This window comes from Ruegeria sp. BF10 (genome assembly GCF_056538725.1).
Window position 1 is genome coordinate 442,566 of record NZ_JBQFTR010000001.1, and the last position, 21,785, is coordinate 464,350.

General features: G+C 60.1%; 21 protein-coding genes and 1 tRNA gene. 12 read left to right on the top strand and 10 right to left on the bottom strand.

What is annotated here, in order from left to right:
* Positions 1-39: 39 nt before the first annotated feature.
* From ACR0DJ_RS02300 to ACR0DJ_RS02315, 4 genes are read right to left on the bottom strand one after another with little or no spacing between them, the layout of a single operon-like run.
* Complete coding sequence (locus tag ACR0DJ_RS02300) at positions 40-804, bottom strand: SDR family NAD(P)-dependent oxidoreductase (RefSeq protein WP_480683731.1); 765 nt, start codon at positions 802-804, stop codon at positions 40-42.
* Positions 801-1,733 carry an SDR family oxidoreductase gene (locus tag ACR0DJ_RS02305; protein WP_480683732.1) on the bottom strand — a complete coding sequence of 311 codons (933 nt, stop codon included), beginning with the start codon at positions 1,731-1,733 and terminating at the stop codon, positions 801-803. Before ACR0DJ_RS02305 ends, ACR0DJ_RS02300 begins: the two co-directional genes overlap by 4 nt.
* Entirely contained in the window at positions 1,730-2,632 is a 903-nt protein-coding gene (locus tag ACR0DJ_RS02310; RefSeq protein ID WP_425078797.1) for a bile acid:sodium symporter family protein, read from the bottom strand. The genes ACR0DJ_RS02305 and ACR0DJ_RS02310 overlap by 4 nt, the downstream gene beginning before the upstream one ends.
* Entirely contained in the window at positions 2,629-3,945 is a 1,317-nt protein-coding gene (locus ACR0DJ_RS02315) for a flavin-containing monooxygenase (protein WP_480683733.1), read from the bottom strand. Before ACR0DJ_RS02315 ends, ACR0DJ_RS02310 begins: the two co-directional genes overlap by 4 nt.
* A 65-nt stretch (positions 3,946-4,010) precedes the next feature.
* On the opposite strand from ACR0DJ_RS02315, the gene ACR0DJ_RS02320 reads away from it, so the two are divergent.
* Complete coding sequence (locus tag ACR0DJ_RS02320) at positions 4,011-4,673, top strand: TetR/AcrR family transcriptional regulator (RefSeq protein WP_480683734.1); 663 nt, start codon at positions 4,011-4,013, stop codon at positions 4,671-4,673.
* 251 nt (positions 4,674-4,924) lie between these two features.
* Positions 4,925-5,620 carry a THxN family PEP-CTERM protein gene (locus ACR0DJ_RS02325; RefSeq protein WP_217355942.1) on the top strand — a complete coding sequence of 232 codons (696 nt, stop codon included), beginning with the start codon at positions 4,925-4,927 and terminating at the stop codon, positions 5,618-5,620.
* Positions 5,621-5,794: 174 nt separating this feature from the next.
* On the opposite strand, the gene ACR0DJ_RS02330 is transcribed toward ACR0DJ_RS02325, so the two are convergent.
* From ACR0DJ_RS02330 to ACR0DJ_RS02340, 3 genes are read right to left on the bottom strand one after another with little or no spacing between them, the layout of a single operon-like run.
* Positions 5,795-5,956 carry a hypothetical protein gene (locus ACR0DJ_RS02330; RefSeq protein WP_171228943.1) on the bottom strand — a complete coding sequence of 54 codons (162 nt, stop codon included), beginning with the start codon at positions 5,954-5,956 and terminating at the stop codon, positions 5,795-5,797.
* 50 nt (positions 5,957-6,006) lie between these two features.
* Positions 6,007-6,627 carry a pyridoxamine 5'-phosphate oxidase family protein gene (locus ACR0DJ_RS02335; RefSeq protein ID WP_171329351.1) on the bottom strand — a complete coding sequence of 207 codons (621 nt, stop codon included), beginning with the start codon at positions 6,625-6,627 and terminating at the stop codon, positions 6,007-6,009.
* Positions 6,628-6,637: 10 nt separating this feature from the next.
* On the bottom strand, positions 6,638-7,102 hold the full coding sequence (locus ACR0DJ_RS02340) for a nuclear transport factor 2 family protein (RefSeq protein ID WP_480683736.1): 465 nt from the start codon (positions 7,100-7,102) through the stop codon (positions 6,638-6,640).
* 292 nt (positions 7,103-7,394) lie between these two features.
* Between ACR0DJ_RS02340 and ACR0DJ_RS02345 the strand changes: the two genes are divergently transcribed.
* The 3 genes from ACR0DJ_RS02345 (at position 7,395) to ACR0DJ_RS02355 (ending at position 10,719) form a co-directional block, all read left to right on the top strand.
* Complete coding sequence (locus ACR0DJ_RS02345; RefSeq protein ID WP_480683737.1) at positions 7,395-7,958, top strand: TetR/AcrR family transcriptional regulator; 564 nt, start codon at positions 7,395-7,397, stop codon at positions 7,956-7,958.
* A 141-nt stretch (positions 7,959-8,099) separates the two neighbouring features.
* A complete protein-coding gene (locus ACR0DJ_RS02350; RefSeq protein WP_480683738.1) occupies positions 8,100-9,257 on the top strand; it encodes an acyl-CoA dehydrogenase family protein in 1,158 nt (385 codons plus the stop codon).
* Positions 9,258-9,447: 190 nt separating this feature from the next.
* Positions 9,448-10,719, top strand: a complete 1,272-nt coding sequence (locus ACR0DJ_RS02355) for an NAD(P)/FAD-dependent oxidoreductase (protein WP_480683740.1) — start codon at positions 9,448-9,450, stop codon at positions 10,717-10,719.
* Between the two features lie 2 nt (positions 10,720-10,721).
* On the opposite strand, the gene ACR0DJ_RS02360 is transcribed toward ACR0DJ_RS02355, so the two are convergent.
* Complete coding sequence (locus ACR0DJ_RS02360; protein ID WP_170346136.1) at positions 10,722-11,423, bottom strand: SDR family oxidoreductase; 702 nt, start codon at positions 11,421-11,423, stop codon at positions 10,722-10,724.
* Positions 11,424-11,527: 104 nt separating this feature from the next.
* Here ACR0DJ_RS02360 and ACR0DJ_RS02365 point away from each other — a divergent pair, with 104 nt between their 5' ends.
* Positions 11,528-12,379 (top strand): LysR substrate-binding domain-containing protein, encoded by an 852-nt coding sequence (locus ACR0DJ_RS02365; protein ID WP_480683742.1) that lies wholly within the window; start codon positions 11,528-11,530, stop codon positions 12,377-12,379.
* Here the strand turns inward: ACR0DJ_RS02365 and ACR0DJ_RS02370 are convergent.
* Positions 12,370-13,272 carry a LysR family transcriptional regulator gene (locus tag ACR0DJ_RS02370; RefSeq protein WP_480683743.1) on the bottom strand — a complete coding sequence of 301 codons (903 nt, stop codon included), beginning with the start codon at positions 13,270-13,272 and terminating at the stop codon, positions 12,370-12,372. The two genes, ACR0DJ_RS02365 and ACR0DJ_RS02370, sit on opposite strands and share 10 nt — an antisense overlap.
* 93 nt (positions 13,273-13,365) lie before the next feature.
* Here ACR0DJ_RS02370 and ACR0DJ_RS02375 point away from each other — a divergent pair, with 93 nt between their 5' ends.
* From ACR0DJ_RS02375 to ACR0DJ_RS02395, 5 genes are all read left to right on the top strand, one after another.
* Entirely contained in the window at positions 13,366-16,578 is a 3,213-nt protein-coding gene (locus ACR0DJ_RS02375; protein ID WP_480684749.1) for a reductive dehalogenase, read from the top strand.
* Positions 16,579-16,703: 125 nt separating this feature from the next.
* Positions 16,704-17,570 carry an FAD binding domain-containing protein gene (locus ACR0DJ_RS02380; RefSeq protein ID WP_170346140.1) on the top strand — a complete coding sequence of 289 codons (867 nt, stop codon included), beginning with the start codon at positions 16,704-16,706 and terminating at the stop codon, positions 17,568-17,570.
* On the top strand, positions 17,567-18,046 hold the full coding sequence (locus tag ACR0DJ_RS02385; RefSeq protein ID WP_117868038.1) for a (2Fe-2S)-binding protein: 480 nt from the start codon (positions 17,567-17,569) through the stop codon (positions 18,044-18,046). Before ACR0DJ_RS02380 ends, ACR0DJ_RS02385 begins: the two co-directional genes overlap by 4 nt.
* Positions 18,046-20,301 (top strand): xanthine dehydrogenase family protein molybdopterin-binding subunit, encoded by a 2,256-nt coding sequence (locus ACR0DJ_RS02390; RefSeq protein ID WP_480683744.1) that lies wholly within the window; start codon positions 18,046-18,048, stop codon positions 20,299-20,301. The genes ACR0DJ_RS02385 and ACR0DJ_RS02390 overlap by 1 nt, the downstream gene beginning before the upstream one ends.
* Positions 20,294-20,539 (top strand): MoaD/ThiS family protein, encoded by a 246-nt coding sequence (locus ACR0DJ_RS02395; protein WP_152458904.1) that lies wholly within the window; start codon positions 20,294-20,296, stop codon positions 20,537-20,539. Before ACR0DJ_RS02390 ends, ACR0DJ_RS02395 begins: the two co-directional genes overlap by 8 nt.
* Here ACR0DJ_RS02395 and ACR0DJ_RS02400 read toward each other — a convergent pair.
* Positions 20,536-21,240, bottom strand: a complete 705-nt coding sequence (locus ACR0DJ_RS02400) for a lysophospholipid acyltransferase family protein (protein WP_480683745.1) — start codon at positions 21,238-21,240, stop codon at positions 20,536-20,538. The genes ACR0DJ_RS02395 and ACR0DJ_RS02400 overlap by 4 nt on opposite strands.
* A gap of 141 nt (positions 21,241-21,381) precedes the next feature.
* On the opposite strand from ACR0DJ_RS02400, the gene ACR0DJ_RS02405 reads away from it, so the two are divergent.
* Positions 21,382-21,457, top strand: a tRNA-Trp gene (locus ACR0DJ_RS02405).
* Positions 21,458-21,785 lie beyond the last annotated feature (328 nt).

The following is a 21,785-nucleotide window of genomic DNA, read 5'->3' on the forward strand; positions in this document are numbered from 1 at the left end:
GTTCCAGTGACGGGAAGGTCAAGGGCCTGGGGCAGTTTTTTAGTGCCCCGCGCCGCGCATGTTGCGCTCCATCATGCGCTGATACAGGCGTGGCGAAAGGCGGTTGAGCCACCAGGACAGGCGCGCCACGCGGCCAACCGGGATCATGGGCAGCGATTTTTCCAGCCCGCGCAGGATCGTTTCAGCGGCGGCCTCGGGGCTCATCTCGTCCATCCCGTCCTTCGCCGATCCGGGCCGGGCTGTGCCATCCGCTTGCTCTTGCGCATTGCCGGGGTTGGTTGCCACAAAGGACGGCGCAGCGATCTGGACCTGAACGCCATGAGGGGCTTCTTCCGAGCGCAGCGATTTGAAGAACCCTTCCAACGCGTGTTTCGAGGCAGCATAGGCCGTCCGATGGTAAAGCGGAGCAAACCCGGCCACCGATGAGATGGCCAGATGTGTCCCCTTTGACGCCCGAACCGGGTGCAAAAACGCGCGGGCCATTTCAACGGCCGCAAAATAGTTGATGTCAAACAGTGTTCGGTGACTGGCCGCGTCTGACTTTTCAAAGCCCCGGATTTGCGTGACACCGGCGTTGTAGATGACCAGATCTATACTGTCGCAGGTCGTGATCGCCCTTTGGCACGCGCTGGCAAGCTGCGCGGGGTCCGTCAGATCACACGCTATTGGAAGCTGGTTCGACCCGGCGTCCAGACCTGAAACATCGAGATCCAGCAGCACCACCCGCCACCCGCGACTTTGCAGAGCCCGGCTGAGGGCCTGCCCCAAACCGCCCGCCCCGCCTGATATGACAGCCGTCTTCATAGCCCCGCCTGCTTTTGCCAGAGCGCGAATACCTGGGCGCTGGTTTTTTCGGGTGTGTAACCGAAGTCGGATTTCAGGGCAGTGTTGTCCAGAACCGGTCGATATTGCAGAAATCGCACCTGTTCCGGCCCATAACGGGACAGACCCAGCGGACGCGCAGCGGCCAAAGCCGATTTCAGCGCCCAAGCGGGCAGGCGCAGAACCGGTTTCCTCATGGCGCGGGCCAGATCGGTCACACCCATCGCGCCGTCCCCGGCGACATTGTAAACGCCAACCGGCCCGTCGGTTGCCGCGCGCTGAAGGATGCGTGCCAGATCATGCGTCCAAATGAACACAAACGGGCTTTCGCTGCCGACCACGGCCAGCAGGCGGGGTTTGTGAAACAGGGCGGTGATCTGGTTTTCGGACCGGGCCCCCAGAACCGTACCCACGCGCAGCACGACCTGTTCCAGATCGGGGGCGGCTCTGCGAACCTCGGCCAGCATCTCTTCGACCTGCCTTTTGTGATCGGAATACGGGAACTCGGGGTTGCCGCGCAGCGGATCATCCTCGCGCAGGGGCACGGGGTTGTCCGCGTGATAGCCGTAGGCCGCACCCGAGGATGTGACGACCAACCGGCGCACCCCGTTGGCAAGGGCTGCGTTCACCACCTTGCGGGTGCCCTCGACATCAACGGCATATGCCGCCGCCCGCTCCATTTTGGGCGGAGGCGTCACGATGGAGGCCAGATGCACAATGACTTCAGGCTTTACGTTGCAGATCACGCGCGCGGGGGCGTCGGTTGTCACATCCATGGGCAGATAGTGGACGTTTTCCGGCATGCTGTCGGGGTGTTTGATATCCGTGGCAAAAACCTCGTGCCCCTGAAATTCGGGCAACAGCGCCTGCCCGACCAACCCGGCGGCACCTGTGATCAGGATACGGGTCATCGCGCGGCCTCGGTTCGGGCCATGACCGACGCCAGAGCAATCCCCGAGATCGCGTGCCAGATTCCCCAGAACGCGGCCACGACAGCCATGCCGCCCAGCCCGTGGAAGAAGGCAAAGATCAGCACCAGCCCAAGGCCGGAATTCTGAATGCCGGTTTCGATGGTGATGGCGCGGCGATCGAAGGGGGACAGCCGGGTCAGAGTGGCCACAACCCAACCGCCCCCCAGTGCCAGGGCGTTGTGAAGGACCACAAGCCCGGCAACAGCCCCGGCAAAACTGAGGAAGAACCCCCAGTTTGCGGCCAGGGCAAGTGCGATGAAGGCCGCAAAGATACCCATCGACAGGTATTGCAGCGGCGCACGCAACCGTGCGGTCAGGGCCGGGCGGCGCTGGTTCAGAGCAATGCCCAGGACCAGAGGCAAGATCAGCATCAGCCCGACAAGGATTGCGATTTGCACCGGGTCAATCTGTGTCTGTTGCAGAATCGCGCGTGTCGGAGGATACAGCCCGCCCCAAAGCGCAATGTTGAAGGGCGTCATGAAAATCGCGCCGATGGTGGCAAAGGCGGTCATCGACACTGACAGCGCCGCATTGCCACCGGCGCGGTGGGTAATGAAGTTCGAAATATTGCCCCCCGGACAGGCGGCGACAAGGATCAGCCCAAGCGCGATCGACGGGCGCGGCTCCGTCATCCACACCAAAGCAAAGGTCAGAGCGGGCAAAACGATGAATTGGGATACCAGCCCGACAAGTACCGGCTTGGGCGCGCGCCTGAGACGATCAAAATCCCTTGGTGCCAGATCGATCGCAATCGAGAACATCACGATCGCCAATATCGCGTTCAACAGCGTCAGAGAGGCCGGGCTGAAATTCAGCGTGATTTCGTCGATACCACTCATACGGCGGCTTTCCGCAGCCGTTCGATCCACCCGGTGACAGCCTTTCTGTAAGTGGCCTTGTCCACGTAGTAAGCCATTCGCGGCAGATCGATATAGCTCATGCCTCCGGTGGCGCGCGTATAGTTTTTTTGCTTTTCGGTTTTCAGATCGGCCGCCACCGGGCAACCCTTCTGAAGACCTTTGATATAGCGCGCCACCATTTCGGCCTGCTCGTGCCTGCCTTGCCAGCCCAGACCCGTGGCCTCGACCATGCCCAGCACAAAAAGATCGTCCCGTTCGGGGTGCAGCGCGTTCAGGTACAGATGGGGGGCATCGCCCCGCCAGTTCAGCAAGCCCCGGTCGATGAACGGATAGTGCAGCTTGTATCCGGTTGCCGCGAGGATCATGTCGTAGTCTTCGCTGGAGCCATCCTTGAAACGAACAGTGTGACCCTCCAGCCGGTCGATATCGGGACGAATGCGCAGATCGCCATGGCCCGCGTGATACAGGACCAGCGAATTCACCACCGGATGGCTTTCGTAAAGCTGGTAATCGGGCTTGGGAAAGCCGTATTTCTGCGGATCACCGACAAACCAGCTGAGGATCAGGCTGTCCACCTTGCGCTTCAGCCACATGGGCAGGCGGATCTTGCCGCCCATCGTGTCGGCCGGTTTGCCGAAGACGTATTTGGGCACGAAGTAATAGCCGCGGCGCATGGACAGATCGCAGCGTTCTGCGTGATGGATTGCGTCAACCGCAATGTCACAGCCGGAATTGCCCGCGCCCACGACCAACACGCGCTTGCCGTCGAACTGGCTGGGATACCGGTATTGCGAAGCATGGATCAACTCGCCGTCAAACGTGCCGGGAAAGCTGGGCATATTCGGTTCCGACAGGGTGCCGTTTGCAATCAGAACCCCTGCGAATTCAGCCTGATGCTCACCTTCGGCGTCCCGCCATGCAACACGCCAACCGTCGCCGGATTTGCCCAGCGGAGTGATCCGGGTGACTTCTGCATTGAACTTGTAACTCTCACGCAGGCCGAAACGATCGGCAAAGGCCCGGAAATAGTCGCGCATCGCCCGATGCGAGGGGTACTCGGCCACCGCCTCGTCCATCGGGAAATCCTCGAACTCGGTCATGCGTTTGGAAGAGATCAGATGCGCCGATTCATACATGGTTGATCTGGGGGCATCGATATCCCACAGACCGCCCACATCCGAATGCAATTCGAACCCCTGAAAGGCGATGCCCTGTTCCTTCAGCACCTTGGCTGCGGCCAAACCCATCGGCCCCGCCCCGATCAGGGCGAATGCGTTGCGCGTCTGTGTCATGAACCCTCCCGAAGTTCGCGATGCTTAACTTGAACGAACGACCAAAATAAGGCAAGATGAAATTCATGAGTCCAAAAAACATCGAAAAACCAAGGCAAAGAGCACCGTCCAAGCGATCGCTTGAAACCAAGGCGCGGATCATGGATGCGGCAGAAACCGTCTTTGCTGAACGGGGATTCGAAGGTGCGTCGATCCGGGACATCGCGGCACTGGCGGGGGTTCAGATTGGTCTTGTGCACCATCATGGTGGTGGCAAGGAGGAGTTGTTTTACCGAACGGTCGCGCGGCGCGCGGACGCGCTGGCGCAGCTTCGGATCGACGCATTGAACAGGGCCAGGGCTGTTGCTCCGCTGACGCTTCACAGCATTCTGGACAGCTTTATCCGACCCTATGTGGACCTGGCTGAAACGGGTGGGCCCGGATGGATGGCATATGGGCGGTTGGTGGCCCACGTATCGGTTGACCCCAGGTGGCGCGATATCGCCGCAGAGTGTTTCGACCCCACCGCCCAGTTGTTCATCACCGAGATCGCCACGCTTTACCCGGATGTCGATCCAGCCGTTTTGGCAAGTGGTCAGGTTTATTCGGTCTCGGCGATGCTGGCCCATCTCAACAGTGGATGGCGGGTCAAAGCCCTGTCGCAGGGCGGTGACGTGTCCGGCATGGAACGTCTGGTGGATTTTTGCGCCGCCGGTATCGAAGCAATGGTACGATCCGGTCGTGAATGAACCCTCACGCGACGCCGGTTGTGCGTTCAATCGTTGAGGTGGTGCCCTGTATCTACATACCTGTTTCCAAAAACCGGACAATTAGCGCAGGTAGAACGATTGTGTCTTCTTTGGCGCTGTTTGAGGCGTCATTCGCCTTGATTGAGGTGAAAACGTGGCGTCAATGTGGCGCGTGAGCTGTAAATATGTTTCTGTTGTGCTACTCTTTTTCAGAGTGGTTTGTAACGAGTATTAGTTCGTAAGGTGGGCACATGACATTCATACGAAACATAGCTGCTGTCGCTGTTGCAGGCGTGATGGCTGCAAGCGGTGCGTCGGCGCTGACCATTTCCAGCATCTCGCCCTCTTGGCAAAACGTAAATCCAACGCCCGGCGTTACTGAAAGCACCTCTGGTTCAACGATCTCTCTTCGGTGGGGAAATGGCAGCAGCTCAAGTGGCTACGATTTCACGCCGACTGGCACGCCGATTTCAGGTCTGTTGCCTGATACGGCATTTGCTCTGGGACAGTTCTCGCATCTGAATTTCCCGATCACGGGAACAACGCTGAGCTCGGTCGACCTTCTTGTCGACATACTGATCAGCGGTGGCCCACTGGTGTCTTCGTCGTTTGCGCTGACGCATAACGAGACATTGAATCGTCCAAGCAACTGTCCGGCGGATTCCACCCCTTGCGATGACATCGTGACCATTACCAATACTCTGGGCTCACAGAACTTCAGCTTTGGTGGGCAGAATTACGTGTTCTCGGTCCTCGGTTTCTCGCAGAACGGTGGCGGCACCATTTCAAACGGCTTCAGCACAACGGAAAACATGCAAAACGTCGCGACCCTTTACGGGCAATACACGATTGCCCCTGTGCCATTGCCCGCCGCTGGCTGGCTGCTTCTTGGCGGCATCAGTGGCTTGTTCGCAATGGGCCGCCGGAAAAAGCGCAGCACGGCCTGACTTGGCTTTTCGTGCTCTCACCATTCGTGTGGTGAGAGCAGACCTGGAACCGGGTCGCGTCTGGGCGAGGATGTTCAGTCTTTCAGCGTATGCGCGCCGTGGGGCCGAATTGATGGCTTTGGCTTGAAAAGATTTGCGCGCTTGCCGGGCACCTGTCGCAATGCCGCCCGGGCATCACTCTTGCTGCAAATGTTCGAACAAAATCTTGCTGAATACCGATGGCGGTGACGTTCGCACGGCACTGGGCGAGGCAAAAAAACCGAACATGATGATCAGTATGATCAGGGCAGTACCGGCAAGGCAAGCCGCCGAGAGGTGAAAGACCGAGCGAACCATTGCGACACTCCCTTCTCTTGATATCCGAAAATTCTGTGAGGGCTGAAACGTCAACCTGACTTTGCCAATTGTTGTTTCAATCTTTGGTTTTCCGCCTGCAACTCTGCCAACTGCTGCCCCAGCCTGTTCAGATGAGGACGCAACTCTGCTTCGGTGAAGCGCGGTGTGATATGGCTTGGGCAGTTCCAGTCCAGCGCCTCGACGCGGATGATCACGGCCCGTTCGGCCGGTGCCTCGGCCTCTTCCGGGTAAAGGGTGGCGGCCGCTGCTTCGCCTTCCGTGAATGCGACGCGCCCAAGGATCTTGAGACGGCGTCGGTTGGCGTAATCCATCAGGATCATCGCGATGCGATCGTTGCCGTCCAGATTCCCGCGCGAGATATACTGTTTGTTGCCCGAAAAATCCGCATATCCGATGGTCTGGGGCCCCAGCACTTTCAGAAACCCTTTCGGCCCGCCCCGATACTGCACATAGGGCCAGCCGGTCTCGGACACGGTGGATTGATAGAACCCGTCCCGTGCCTGAATGAACTCTTTCTCGGGGTCTCCGATCAGATGGCCTTGCTGGGGACCACCTTCAATGAACTTGGTATAGGTTCTGGCCGATCCCATCCTCTCCTGATGGGCGCGGACAGCGGGAGTGAAGGTCAGTTCGGCAAAAGCGCGGGGCATGATTGTCCTTTCAAAGACCCAGTTCGGTCAATCCGGGGTGGTTTTCAGGGCGTTCGCCCAGGGGCCAATGGAGCAGCCGGTCGCCTTCGGCAATGGGAAGATCGTTGAGCGAGGCATGGCGATGTGACATGCGCCCGTCATCGGCGAATTGCCAATTCTCATTGCCATAGGATCTGAACCACTGACCGCTGTCGTCGCGCCATTCATAGGCATAGCGCACGGCGATGCGATTTCCGGCAAAGGCCCACAGTTCCTTGATCAGGCGGTACTCCAGCTCTTTCCGCCATTTGCGGGTCAGAAAGGCGTGGATGTCGGTATGGCCGGACAGGAATTCAGCCCGATTTCGCCATTGACTGTCGTCGGTGTAGGCAGGCGTCACGCGGTCGGCGTCACGACTGTTCCAGGCATTTTCCGCCATGCGCACTTTTTGAGTGGCGGTTTCGGCGGTGAACGGGGGCAGAGGGGGTCTGGACATTTTGCAAAGGCTTTCAGGTGAGTGAGGCGGCAAGAATAGCCATGGTCAGAAGGAAGGGGACGTACTGAGGTGGAAAAATGCTGGCGCGACGTTTCATCGGTCAAATCCCATGGTGTACAGATCGGTTAACTTACGAATAAGGTGTACTGATCTGTAAGCCTTTGCAAGTAGAAATTTCACGATGAGACTGGGCGTCTGGCAAAACCATTCCAAAACAATGCTTTGGCCTGGGGTCATTGTACTTCACGCTCCATGGTAATATGTACAGAACGGTACACCATGGAGCCGAATCATGCGCCCAAACAAACGGGATGAGTTGGTCAGCAAGGCCCTGAAGGTCTTTTACCGCGACGGGTTTCACGCAACCGGCATGGACAAGCTGGTTGTGGAAACGGGCGTGTCCAAGACGTCGATGTACAAGCATTTCCGCACCAAGGAAGACCTGATTGTCGCCGCGCTGCGCCTGCGGGATGAGAACTTTCGCAACTGGTTCTTTCAACGCATCGACGAGATGACGGAAACACCGGCCGAGCAGATCCTCGTCAGCTTCGATGCCCTGAAAGAGTGGTTCGAAGAGGACGGGTTCCGGGGCTGCATGTTCATCAAGGCCGGGGCCGAGTATCAGGACAAGGATCACCCGATCCATGTACAGGCCGCCGAACACAAACAGCTTTTGCTGGAACACTTCACGGCCATAGCCCAGCAGGCCGGCGCGCATGATCCTCGGAAGCTCGCGAGTCAGATCGTGTTGTTGCAAGAAGGAGCCATCGTATCCGCGGTCCTGCTCAAGAACTGCGATCCGGCGGAAGACGCCAAGGATGCGGCCAAGCACCTGTTGGCCAAAGCACTGGCTTAACCCCGCCGGTCAAAAGGGTTTCTCTGACATTGCAGGCTGAGGAACGTTGCGTTGTTCCTCAAAGGGACGCCGCGTCACAAGGATTGGCGTGAATCGAACACGGCGCTAGCCTTTCCGGAAAGACCGATTGGAGGGCGTTCAATGTCACTTTTCACTTCGACTGCGGCATGGGTCACTGATGAACACCGCATGTTCGCGGATATGGCGGGTCGGTTCATGGATGACGAATTGTCGCCCAATATCGAAACCTGGGTTGAAAACGGCGTTGTGGATCGCGATTTCTGGCGCAAGGCCGGCGAAACCGGGCTGATGGCGGGTGCGATTCCCGAAGAATATGGCGGTGTCGGCGGCGGCATGGGCTTTGACGCCATCACGGCCTATGAACAGGGCGCGCGGGGTGATGCGGGTTGGGGCTATGGCATCCAGTCGATCGTGACCCACTATCTCACCGCTTATGGCAACGAAGATCAGAAGCGGAAGTGGTTGCCCAAACTGGCGTCGGGTGAATTGGTCGGCGCGCTGGCAATGACCGAACCCAGTACCGGTTCGGACGTGCAGGCGGTGCGGACGACTGCCGAGAAGGACGGCAACTCCTACCGGTTAAACGGGTCCAAAATCTTCATCACAAACGGACAGACTGCGGATCTGATCATCGTGGCCGCCAAGACCGACAAGTCCGCCGGCGCACGCGGCGTTTCGTTGATCGTGGTGGAAACCGACGGGTGTGAAGGTTTTCGCCGGGGGCGGAACCTCAAGAAACTGGGCATGAAGGGCAATGACACTGCCGAGTTGTTTTTCGAAGATGTCAAAGTGCCGATGACAAACCTGTTGGGCCCCGAGGAAGGGCAGGGTTTCTATCAACTGATGAAACAGCTGCCGTGGGAACGGCTGAATATCGCGATCATGGCGCTGGGCGCGATCGATTTCGCCATCGCCGAAACAGTGAAATACGTGCAGGAACGCAAAGCCTTTGGGCAGCGGGTGATGGATTTTCAGAATACCCGGTTCAAACTGGCGGAATGCAAGACCAAGGCCGAGGTTCTGCGCAGCTTCATCAATGATTGTATCGGGAAGCTGGAAGCAGGCGAACTGGACGCGGCCACGGCCTCGATGGCCAAATACTGGGGATCCGAGGTGCAGAATGAGATCATGCATGAATGCCTGCAACTGTTCGGCGGCTACGGGTTCATGATGGAATACCCGATTGCGCGTCTTTATGCGGATGCCAGGGTGCAGATGATCTATGGCGGCACCAACGAGGTCATGAAAGAGCTGATCGCGCGATCGCTCGACGTCTGAGCCCACCACGCGGGCTCTCCCGCACGTCGTCATCATTCCTGACGGAATGACTCCTCCGGTTGGGCCCGGCAGGCCCGGGCAAAGCCCGTTCCTGCCGGGCCTGTTTCGTTGTCGCAGCACGGGTCAAAAGGCCGCTTGCAAAGGGGGGGTGTCGGTATGATGATCCGCCGACAAGACTCAGAGGCCCGACGTGAACGATCCCGAACATGCACTTTGGCAGACCACTTGCACCGAGACAGTCCCCGCACCGCCCCTGACCGCTGACGCAGAGGTTGATCTGGCTGTCATCGGAGGTGGCTATACCGGCTGTTCAGCGGCTTTGACCGCAGCCCGCGCCGGCGCGTCGGTCTGCCTGCTCGAGGCGCAGGAGATCGGGTTTGGCGGTTCGGGGCGTAATGTCGGTCTGGTCAATGCGGGGCTGTGGTTGCCGCCGGACGACATCCGCACGCATCTCGGTACTGAAACGGGGAACCGTTTGATCGACTTGCTGGCCAAGGCGCCGTCGGATGTGTTTGCCTTGATCGATGAATATGACATAGCGTGTGAGCCCGTGCGCAACGGAACCCTGCATTGCGCTCATTCCGCGTCGGGTTTGAAGGGCCTGAAAACGCGTCATGCGCAGTTGAGCGAAGCCGGAGCACCGGTTGAGTTGTTGTCGGCGGACCAGGCCGGTGAACGCACCGGTAGCCAGGCCTTTCACGGTGCCTTGTTCGATCCACGGGCGGGAACCATCCAGCCTTTGGCCTATGCGGTGGGTTTGGTGCGCGCGGCGTCACAGGCCGGGGCACGGATATATACCCACAGCCCCGTGCAGACCATGACATATGAGGCTGGGCACTGGGTTCTGATGACACCGGGCGGGACGGTTCGGGCAAGATCGGTCATTCAGGCGACGAATGCCTATCATCTTGCGCTGCCGGAGACCGCGACTGCCTATGTGCCGGTCTACTATTTCCAGTACGCCACGGCCCCGCTGACCGACAACTTGCGCGCCAGTATCCTGCCAAGGAAAGAAGGGTGCTGGGATACCGGGCTTATCATGACGTCATTCCGGCTGGATCAGGCCGGGCGGATGATCATTGGCGGCATGGGCGATCTGGGACATGCCGGTCGGGTTGCACATTCCGGTTGGGTCCGGCGCAAGCTGGCCGAGCTCTATCCGCAATTGGCCGACCAGCCGTTCGAACACGGGTGGCACGGGCGGATCGCAATGACATCGGATAATCTTCCGAAGATCACGCAGATCGGCCCCAACGCTTTGGCCACACACGGGTATTCCGGTCGCGGCATCGGCCCGGGCACGGTGTTCGGTCGCATGATGGCCGAAAGCCTTCTGGCGGATGATCCCTCGCTTCTGCCGGTTCCCGCCGTGTCGGAACACCGCGAAAACTGGACGCGCTTGCGCCGCGCCTTTTTCGAATCCGGCGCGGCGCTGACGCATCTGATAAAGGCGCGGGTCTGAGTTCAGACAGACCGGGTTATACCGCCGTCCACCCGGATATTCTGTCCGGTGATGTAGCCGCCGCCTTCCGAGGCAAGCAGAGCGACGACCGAGGCGATCTCGTCATAGCTGCGCCCATAGCGCCCCATTGGAATGCGGCTGCGGAATTCTTCCTTCTCGGGCAGGCTGTCAATGAAGCCCGGAAGGACGTTGTTCATGCGGATATTCTCGGCGGCATACTTGTCCGCGTACAGCTTGGTGAAGGCGGCCAGCCCGGCCCGGAACACGCCCGAGGTCGGGAAAACCGGATCCGGCTCGAACGCGGCAAAGGTCGAGATGTTGATGATCGAGCCTCCCCCCTGCGCCTGCATGATCGGGGTCACAAGCCGTGTGGGACGCACCGCGTTCAGGAAATAGACATCCATGCCGGTGTGCCAATCCTCATCCGTCAGTTCAAGGATCGGAGCGCGGGGGCCGTGACCGGCGGAATTGACCAGAACGTCAATGCGCCCCCAATGGGCCATGGCGGCATCGACAAGCTTCTGCAAATCCTCGGTGGACTGGTTCGAGCCGGTAATGCCAACGCCGCCCAACTCTTTTGCCAAGGCTTCTCCCTTGCCCGAGGAAGACAGAATGCCAACCTTGAACCCGTCCGCCGCCAGCCTCCGTGCGGAATCCGCACCCATGCCACTGCCGCCCGCTGTAATAAGTGCTACCTTTTCCATCTGACATCTCCGTTTTTCAGTTGAACCCAGGATGGCGGTCAGAGAGCGGTTTGACCAATCAGTTCTGCTGGCCTTATGCTGTAGAAAATCTACAGGACAACACGATGGCCGCCCTTCCACCCCTGAACGCTTTACGTGCCTTCGAAGCTTCTGCGCGTCATTTGAACTTTCGACTGGCCGCCGAGGAACTTGGCGTTACACAAGGTGCCGTGGCGCAGCAGGTGCGCGGGCTTGAAGCACGATTGGACGAGGTTCTGTTCGATCGCCTGCCGCGTGGGTTGCGACTGACCGAATCCGGGCGGCGGTTTCACGCGCCGCTGCGTCGTGCCTTCAGGTTGATCGAAGAGGCAGTCGAAGACCTGTCTCCGGACCGCCGGGTCACGTTGTCGGTCACGCCCAGCTTTGCCTCGAAATGGTTGGTGCCGCGTTTGTCGGGCTTCACGGACCTGTATCCGGACATCTCGGTTCAGGTGGATGCGCGCGAGCGTCTGGCGGATTTCAGTTCGGATGGCGTCGATCTGGCTGTCAGGCAGGGTCGAGCGCCGTTTGCGGCGGAACTGGAAGCGGTGCCCTTGTTCTCGACCGAATTCATCCCGGTATGCAGCCCTGCGATGGCGAGGGAAGTCAGCACCCCTTCTGACTTGATGAAGCAGGTATTGCTGAACGATACCCACGGATTGTGGCCCTTGTTTCTTGAACGGGTGGGGGTAAGCGGAAAGCCCAGAATGATGAGCTTCAGCCAGACCAGTCTTGCGATCGACGCGGCAGTTTCGGGGCAGGGTATAGCACTGGCCAATGCGCCTCTCGTCGCGCCCGAGGTGACCTCGGGCCGTCTTGTTCAGCCGCTTGCGGATGTCTTGGTTGAAGATCTGGGGTTCTATGTGGTTGCACCCCGCAAGCCACGCCAGCCGCAACTGGTCGAGATCATGCGAGACTGGCTGTTGTCTCAGGTTTGAAGGGATGCGGCGATTGCCTCGATCCGGGCCCGCAACCAGCGATGTGCCGGGTCATTGGCCGACCTCTGGTGCCAGACCATGTAGATCGACACTGGCGCGCATTCGAACGGCAGTGGCGCGCAATCCAGCATGGCCAGCGGGCCCTGTTTCATCAGCGCCGTGTCGGTCGAGATCAGGTCGCTGCCCTGTATGAAGGCCGGGATGGCGTTGAAATGCGGCAGGGTCACCACCGCTGGCCTGATCTGGCTTTGATCAACGCCACGCATGACGGCGCGGGCGTTGCGGCCATCGGCAAAGCGAACCTCGACATGATCGCAGTTGCAATAGGCGTCCCAACTGTCCGGGGCCGTGCGCTGTGTGGCGTCATAGAACAGCATCAGCGGGCTGGTCATCAGGCGTTTTTGAAAGATGTCCGGCCCGTCCGGCGGCAACGGGGTCAGCATCAACTGGCATCTGTCACTGCGCAGCAGCTCGGGGTCGGGCACGCCTGAAGGAATGAATTCCAGCCGCAGACCTGCGCCTTCGGCACGTGTTTCTCGAAGCAGCTGCGGAAAGATCAACTCGCGCGGCATGTCATTGGTGGCGATTCGGATCCTGATCTGTTCAGACTGCGGGTCGAACGGCCGCCCTTCGGTCAGCGCCCGCATTCCGTCAAGCACCTTTTGCGCGGGCTCCTTCAGGGACAAGGCGCGCTCGGTCGGGGTCAGGCCCTGACCGGACCGGACAAACAACGGGTCGCCCAGCACCAGCCGGAGCTTGGCCAGCGTGTGGCTGATGGCCGATTGCGTAACGCCCAGCCGATCCGCAGCTTTCGAGACCGAGCTTTCCTCGAGTATGGTCAGAAAGGTGCGCAGAACCTTGCCGTCTAGATCAGTAAAATCGATTTTCTTCATACCACTTATGATTATGCATGAATGGTTTCGCTGTCCATGACGGGGTAGGGGATGGGTGGCAACAGGAGGCGCATAATGGGAATCAGGCGCATAATGGGAATCCGCTTTTTCTCGGACAAGAACCGGCCCGTTCACATGGGGCGATACCCGTTGGAGCGTTTGACCCGACAAGATACCATGCCGGATTTGTCGCGCGTGCCCTTGATGGGCGAACTGAGTTTCCACCGGCCGGAACGGCCCGACAGCATCGTCAACGCCATGGGCGAATTTCAGGCGATGCTGGACGCGATTCGCGACGGGTTGGTGAACCCGATTGCATCCGAGATCCCATCAGATCCGCAGGAACGCGCCAACCATCTGAAGGCATTTGGATATTTCAACGATGCGTCGATGATGGGCTGCGGGCCGTTGCCGTCAGATGCGCTGTTGGACGAACCACGCCGCAACCCCGATATCGACCGGCTTGCCCACGCGCTGCGCACGCGCCAGACCAAAACGCTGGCCTCTGGGATCGATCTCATCATGGCCGATCTGAAAGACAGTATGGAGGCCGCGCCCAAGCCGATTGACGACCATCGTCACGCCATCGTCTTTCTTTATGAACATAACCGCGATCCGGACCCTTCCGAACCCGGTACGGACTGGATCATCGACGCGCAGGATCATCGCGCCTGCCTGCTGGCAACCGAGAATGCCGTGGTCATCGCCAACTATATCCGACTGCTGGGTTTTGACGCCCGCGCGCACAGCGTGATGTCGTCCGAAGTCGATCTGGGCAAGCTGGCCGTGGCCGCCGGTCTGGCCTCGGTCGAGGGCGGCAAGCTGGTTGCGCCGTGGCTGGGCACCAGGTTTGGCCTTGCAGCCGTGACGACCGAGATGCCCGTCGCGCATGACCGGCCGCTCAGGCCCATGGCGCAACAGCCGTGGTTTCGGACCCAAGGCCCGGCATGGTGGCTGGGCACGGGATTTGCCAAGAACGCCCTCAACCGTGACCCATATGCCAAACGACGCTATGTGGACGGGGCCCATCCGTTCGAAAAACTCAAACGGGTCGAGGCTCCGACAACCTATATCGACGAAGAGAATGTTGCCCGCGTTCCCAAGCGCGCCGACATGTTTGCCCGCGCCCAGTTCGGCGACATGGGCAAGTCATTGCAGGACGCCGCGAAAGGCGGGTACTACGTGCGCAAAGCCGCGCCCAGTTTTGCCCAGCGTCGCGCGCTGGGTGCATTCGTTCTGTTGCAGGACGGTGAAAGCGCTGACCTGCGCAAGTCAACCGATGCCCGACGCAATGCGGCAAACATCAAGGCGGCGACCTATTTCCTTGGGGTCGATGCAGTGGGCCTCAGCCGCTGCCCGGAATGGGCGTGGTATTCTCATGACGCCACCGGCGAAGAAATCGTGCCGCCTCATGATCAGGCCATCAGCATGATCATCGATCAGGGCTATGAAACGATGGAAGGTGCCAGTGGTGACGACTGGATCAGTGTCGCCCAATCCATGCGCGCCTACCTGCGCTTTTCGCTGCTGGGCGGTGTGATCGCCCAGCAGATCCGCAACCTCGGTTACAAGGCCAAGGCGCATACGGTGATGGATGGCGAGGTGCTGCAACCGCCGCTTTTGTTGCTGTCCGGTCTGGGCGAGGTCAGCCGGATCGGAGAAGTTATCCTGAACCCCTATCTGGGCCCGCGCCTGAAATCAGGCGTGGTGACGACCGACATGCCGATGGCGCATGACAAACCCATCGATTTCGGCCTGCAAACCTTTTGTGAATCCTGCAACAAATGCGCCCGCGAATGTCCCTCGGGCGCGATCACCGCCGGACCGAAGCTGATGTTCAACGGTTATGAAATCTGGAAGTCCGACAGCCAGAAATGCGCCACTTACCGTGTAACGACGCCAGGCGGTGCGATGTGCGGACGGTGCATGAAGACCTGCCCGTGGAACCTCGAAGGCATCTTCAAGGAACGTCCCTTCCGCTGGGCTGCGATGAACATCCCCTCGGCCGCGCCCGCACTGGCCAGGCTGGACGATGCGGTCGGCAATGGCGGGCTGAACGATATCAAGAAATGGTGGTGGGATATCGAGTTGCAGCCCGACGGCGCCTATCGCCCCACGACGCACCCGTTGAACCGGCGCGATCTGCAAAAGGATCTGGACCTGAAATATGAGGATCAGACCCTGGCCGTCTATCCCGCTTATCTGGCTCCGCACCCCTGGCCCTATCCCTTTGCAATGGACCGAGAGGCCGGGATTGCAGCCTATGAGGCCATGGTGACGGCCGATGAATACAAGGCCCGCAAGGCAAGCGGGGACATGTCGATCATCCATCGCTATCAGATCGCCGGTGATGCGCCTGTGATGCGTGTCGCCGTGACCAAGGTCGAAAAGATGACGGCGGATGTCACGAAATACGAATTCACATCGCTGGACGGTGCGCCCCTGCCGGGATGGACAGCGGGCGCACATCTGGACGTCCTGGTCGCACCGGAATTCCTGCGGCAATATTCCATGTCCGGCGACCCGTCGGATCGTGCGACCTATCAGATCGGAGTGCTGCGCGAGGATGACGGGCGTGGCGGGTCCGCGCTGCTGCATCGCATCTTCACCGAGGGGCGAAAGGTTTTCGTGTCCAAACCGATCAACCACTTTGAATTGGATGAAACGGCAACCAGAACATTCCTCATGGGCGGCGGTATCGGCATTACCCCGATGATCGCCTTTGCCCATCGCCTCCATGCGCTGGGCCGCGAGTTCGAATTGCACTATTCGGCCAGCACACGGGGCGGGGCGGGGTATCTGGATGATCTGGCCGCCATGACTTGGGCGGACCGCGTTCATTGCCATTTCTCGGATGAAGGCACCCGCGCCGATCTGAATGTGATTCTGTCCGGTTATCGGGATGGATGGCATGTCTATACCTGCGGGCCGGATCGTTACATGAACGGCGTGATTCAGGCGGCCGAGCAGCAAGGCTTTCCCGAAGAGGCGCGCCATCTGGAATATTTCTCGGTCCCTGAAACGCCTGAATATGAAAACCACGCGTTTGAACTCAAGCTCGCGCGTTCGGGCCGGACACTGCCCGTGCCCGCAGACAAGGACGCGGCGCAAGTTCTGAACGAAGCCGGTATTCATGTGGATGTGAAATGCGCTGACGGCATCTGCGGCGTCTGTAAATGCGGTGTCATTTCGGGCGAGGTCGAGCATCGGGATTTCGTTTTGTCCCGCAAACAGCGCGAAGGCGCCATGATCCTGTGCCAAAGCCGCGCGGCGGAACCTGATGGGGTGATCGAAATCGATCTCTGAACCCTGTCCAAAAGCGACATTTGGAAGTTGAATTTTGGTCGCTCGGCCCATGGACGCCGGACGAGGTGTGAATTAACGTCGCCGCGAACCCAGATATTCCTGATCAACAGGTACGAGGTAGCTTCATGGATTATCACAGCCCCGCCAGCTTTGCCGAAGCTTCGGCTCTGGCCGCGAATGCGACGGGCATCACACGTTTTCTGGCGGGCGGTACGGATGTACTGGTGCAACTGCGCTCGGAACTGGTGACGCCCGATACGCTGATCGACATCAAGAAGATCGACGGCGTGCGTGACATCACCCGCAACGACGACGGCAGCTGGACGATCGGCGTGGCCGTCACGGGCGCCGAGATGAGCGAGCACCCCGACCTTGGCCGCGACTGGCCCGGTGTCGTCGAGGCGATGGACCTGATCGGTTCAACTCAGGTTCAGGGCCGCGCGACGCTGGCGGGCAACCTGTGCAATGGCTCACCTGCGGCTGATTCCGTGCCCGCCATGGTGGCGGCGGGCGTGACCGTCACCGTAACCGGCCCCGATGGCACGCGTGACGTTGCGGTTGAGGACATCCCGACCGGGCCCGGCAGGACCTCGCTGGCGAAAGGCGAACTGATCTCGGCCATCAACATTCCGGCCCGAGGCAAGAATGGGGGCGACGCCTATCTGCGGTTCATCCCCCGTACCGAAATGGACATTGCGGTCGTGGGCGTTGGCGTGAACCTCCGTCTGGACGGTGACGTCATCACCGAGGCGCGCGTGTCGCTGGGTGCCGTGGCACCGACCGTTCTGTTGGTTGAAGACTGTGCCAACGCGATCATCGGCAGCACTTTGGACGATGCCGCCCTTGACGCATTGGCCGCGGCCGCGTCGGCCGCCTGCAATCCGATCGACGACAAACGAGGTACAATCGCATTCCGCACCGAAGTCGCCGGCGTTCTGGCCAAGCGTGCCGCGAAGATCGCCTATGCCCGCGCGAAGGGAGAAAACGCATGAGCAAGCTCCACGTATCCACCACCGTAAACGGGGACGCAGTTGAATACCTCTGTGACCCGCGCGAAACCCTGCTGGACTGTCTGCGCGACAAGCTGAACCTGACCGGCGCCAAAGAGGGCTGCGGCACCGGTGATTGCGGCGCGTGTTCGGTCACCGTCGATGGCCGCCTTGTGTGCTCGTGCCTGATGCTGGGTGTCGAGGCCGAAGGAAAGCAGATCGAGACCGTCGAAGGGATTGCGGATGGTGACGTCCTGCACCCGTTGCAGAAGAAGATGATCGAATACGCCGCGCTTCAATGCGGCATCTGTACCCCGGGCATTCTGGTGGCGGCGAAGTCCCTGTTGGAGAAGAACCCCAATCCGACCGAGGAAGAAACGCGTTATTGGCTGGCGGGCAACCTGTGCCGCTGCACCGGCTATGACAAGATCATTCGCGCCGTGATGGACACGGCGGCTGAGATGCGGGAGGCGTCATAATGGCTCTGGACGATCGCAAAACTGATTTCACTTTCGTTGGCACCCGCCCCGATCGCCCTGACGGACTGGACAAGGTGACAGGCCGGGCCAAGTTCGGTGCGGATATCTCGGCCCCCGGCATGTTGCACGGCGCGATTCTGCGCTCACCCCACGCTCATGCCCGGATCGTCAGGATTGATACCTCGAAAGCCGAGGCATCGAAGGACGTCAAAGCCGTCGTGACCCGTGCTGATTTCGCCGATGTCCCATTCAAGCCTGGGCTCGAAGGCGAATTCTGGAATGTGCTGGAAAACGTCATGGCGGGGGAAAAGGCGCTCTATGACGGGCACGCGGTTGCTGCGGTGGCGGCCACATCTGCCTTGGCGGCACGTGACGCGCTGAAACTGATCGAGGTCGAATACGAGGTGCTGCCGCACGTCACCGATGTGGACAAAGCGATGGCCCCGGATGCGCCGGTGATCCGGGAAGGTGCTGCGGATTATTCGGTGCCGGAAGGGATGCACCCGAACGTCGTGCGTTATCACGAAAGCGGGCACGGCGATGTCGAGGCTGGGTTTGCCGAGGCCGATCTGGTCATCGAAGACAGCTTTGTGACCGAGGCGACCCATCAGGGCTATATCGAGCCGCATGCCTGTCTGGGCATGCTGGGCAATGACGGCAAGGGTGAGCTGTGGTGCACAACTCAGGGCCACTGGATCGCGCAGAAAACCTGTGCGGCGTTGCTGGGGATCGAAACCTCGCAACTGCGCGTGACTGCGTCTGAAATTGGCGGTGGTTTCGGCGGTAAGACCACGGTGTTCATCGAACCCGTTGCTCTGGCGCTCAGCCGCAAGGCAAACCGACCGGTCAAGATCGTGATGACCAGGTCCGAGGTTTTCCGGGCCACCGGGCCGACCTCTTCGGCGTCAATGGACGTGAAGATCGGCATGAAGAAAGACGGCACGATCACGGCGGCGCAGGGTGTCTTCCGCCTGCAAGGCGGGGCCTTCCCCGGCGCCCCGGGCGATATGACGGCCATGTGTGCCTTTGCGCCCTACAACCTGACCAACGTCAAGCAGATCGGTTACGACGTGATGTCGAACCGTCCGAAACAGGCCGCCTACCGCGCGCCGGGTGCACCCATGGGCGCCTTCGCCGTTGAATCCGTCATTGATGAGCTCTGCAACAAGCTGGGCCTCGATCCTATTGATGTGCGTCTGAAAAATGCCGCGCATGAAGGCACGAAGGCCAGCTATGGCCCAACCTACGAACGCATCGGTCTGGTCGAAACCCTTGAGGCTGCCAAAGCGCATCCCCATTACTCGGCCCCGCTGAAGCCGGGGCAGGGGCGCGGGGTTTCCTGCGGTTTCTGGTTCAACCACGGGGGCGAGACCAGCGTTTCACTGGCACTGTCCGAGGATGGTTCGGCGCAGCTGATGGTCGGCACACCCGACATCGGCGGGTCGCGCGCATCCATGGCCCTGATGGCGGCCGAGGTTCTGGGCATTCCGTATGAAAACATCCGCGTGACCATCGCCGACACGGCGACGCTGGGTTACAACGACGTGAGCCATGGTTCGCGCGTGACCTACGCGTCGGGCCTCGCGACGATCAAGGCCGCAAGACACGCGGTCGAGAAACTGTGCGAACGTGCGGCGGCCAAGTGGGGTATCCCGGTCGATGCGGTGAAATGGGAAGACGGCTGCGCGGTGCCCTCGGGGCCAAATGCAGGGGATTTCGACCCGATGCCTCTGGCCGACATTACGGCGGATATGGGATCGACCGGAGGCCCGATTTCGGGCCATTTCGAAGCAACCCCCGAAGGCGCGGGCGTATCTTTTGGCACCCATATCGTCGATGCCGAGGTCGACCCGGAAACCGGCAAGACATCGATCACCCGGTACACGGTCATTCAGGACGCCGGAAAGGCGATCCACCCGACCTATGTGGAAGGGCAGTTCCAAGGTGGTGCCGCACAGGGTATCGGCTGGGCACTGAACGAGGAATACATCTATGGCGAGGATGGTCGGTTGCAGAACTCGATATTCCTCGATTACCGGATTCCTGTTGCCAGCGACCTGCCGATGATCGACACGGTGATCGTCGAAGTGCCCAACCCCGGCCACCCGTTTGGGGTGCGCGGCGTGGGCGAGACGGGCATCGTGCCGCCCCTGGCCGCCATCGCCAACGCGGTGTCCAATGCGGCGGGTGTTCGGATGACGCAACTGCCGATGTCTCCGCCGCGCATTCTGGCGGCCCTGAAGGAAAATGGTTGAGGTCCACCTCTGGTCCGGCCTCCGGTCACTGACCGGGGGCCAGCAAGTGGTTGAGGTCGAGGCCAAAACCACCGGAGAGCTTTTGCGGGCTCTGGTCCGGGCCCACCCGCAGTTGCAGGCCCCCATTGACGCGGGGGTCTCCATCGCGATCGACGGGCGTGTCATTGCCACAGGGCTTACCGAGCCGATTCCCGAAGGCAGCGAAGTCTATCTGATGCAACGTCTCAGGGGCGGTTAGGCGTCAGGTGACCAGGGCTCGCGCCCGACCATCCGGTCAGCTTCTGCCGTGATGTCGTTCATATGCTGCTCCAGGCTCAGGCGCAGGGTCTCGATTTCCTCTTCGCTGGCCTTGCGGGGCACTGTTTCAGCCCATTCCCGGCACAGAAACACGCCTTCATTTCGCCAGGGGCGGGGCATCAGAAGGTGATCCCAGGTTCCCGCTTCGCGACCATGTTTTGTTGAATAGGTGATGCCGAATACGCGCTTGCCCGAGGTCCGCGCCCATACCAACGGAACCGTCGACAGAACCCGCTCTGGCCCGCGCGGGCCGTCTGCCGCGATCCCAATTGAGATACCCTGCTTCATCTTGCCCAGAACCTGGCGTGACAAGGCGACGTGGCGTGTCTTGCTGGCCATGGCGATCGTATCCATGCCAAACAGCTTTTGTACCCGACCCACCATGCTGCCCGCCCGGGCAGAGGAGGTGATCGAACAGATGCGCCCCTTGTCCAGCGGGAAGAAATATGGCGACTGCGCCAGCCGTTGATGCCAGAGCACAACGATGACCGGCTCACCTTGTTCGACCAGATGATCCAGTTCTTCGTATCCGATGCGTTGCCAACGTGTGTTGCGGTTGACCAATCGGATGTAAGCGGCGATCCGGCGGGCCACCCAGTTCAGCACGGCTTCGCTGTCTGCGATCTTCTTGCGGAGGTTCACACGGGGTTCCTTTTGCTGACCGGACCTTGTCTTAGCGCACTGCACATTTTGCGCAACTTGTTTGTCGGCTCAGATAGTGGTGTGGAATCCGAAAAAGCCTCTTGAGTCCGCCGCGCGGCTGTCATATCTGGGGCGCACCACAGGGGTATAGCTCAGTTGGTAGAGCGACGGTCTCCAAAACCGTAGGTCGCGGGTTCGAACCCTGCTGCCCCTGCCATCCGCATCAAAACACCAATCGGCGATCGTGCCTGGCGCGTTGCCAGCGCGCACGGCTTACGACTATGGCCGGGGCGAACCGGCAATCAGGACGCATGCAGGCATTGTGAGTCGCCGTGCAACCAAACCCCATATGCCATCTAAAAATACCGGCCCAGAGTGTGAACAGCGTCACTGACGGATGTTGGAAAGTCTGTTTGTCTGAGGATGTCAAAGAGTTGGCGTTCAGGTTCTGCACAGAACGCAGGTTTTCAGTTTCTCCCCTGTGACTGGGGCGCGCTTGTGGTCGAGCGCGCCCTTTCCGTTTCTGGTCAGCAACACATAGTGAC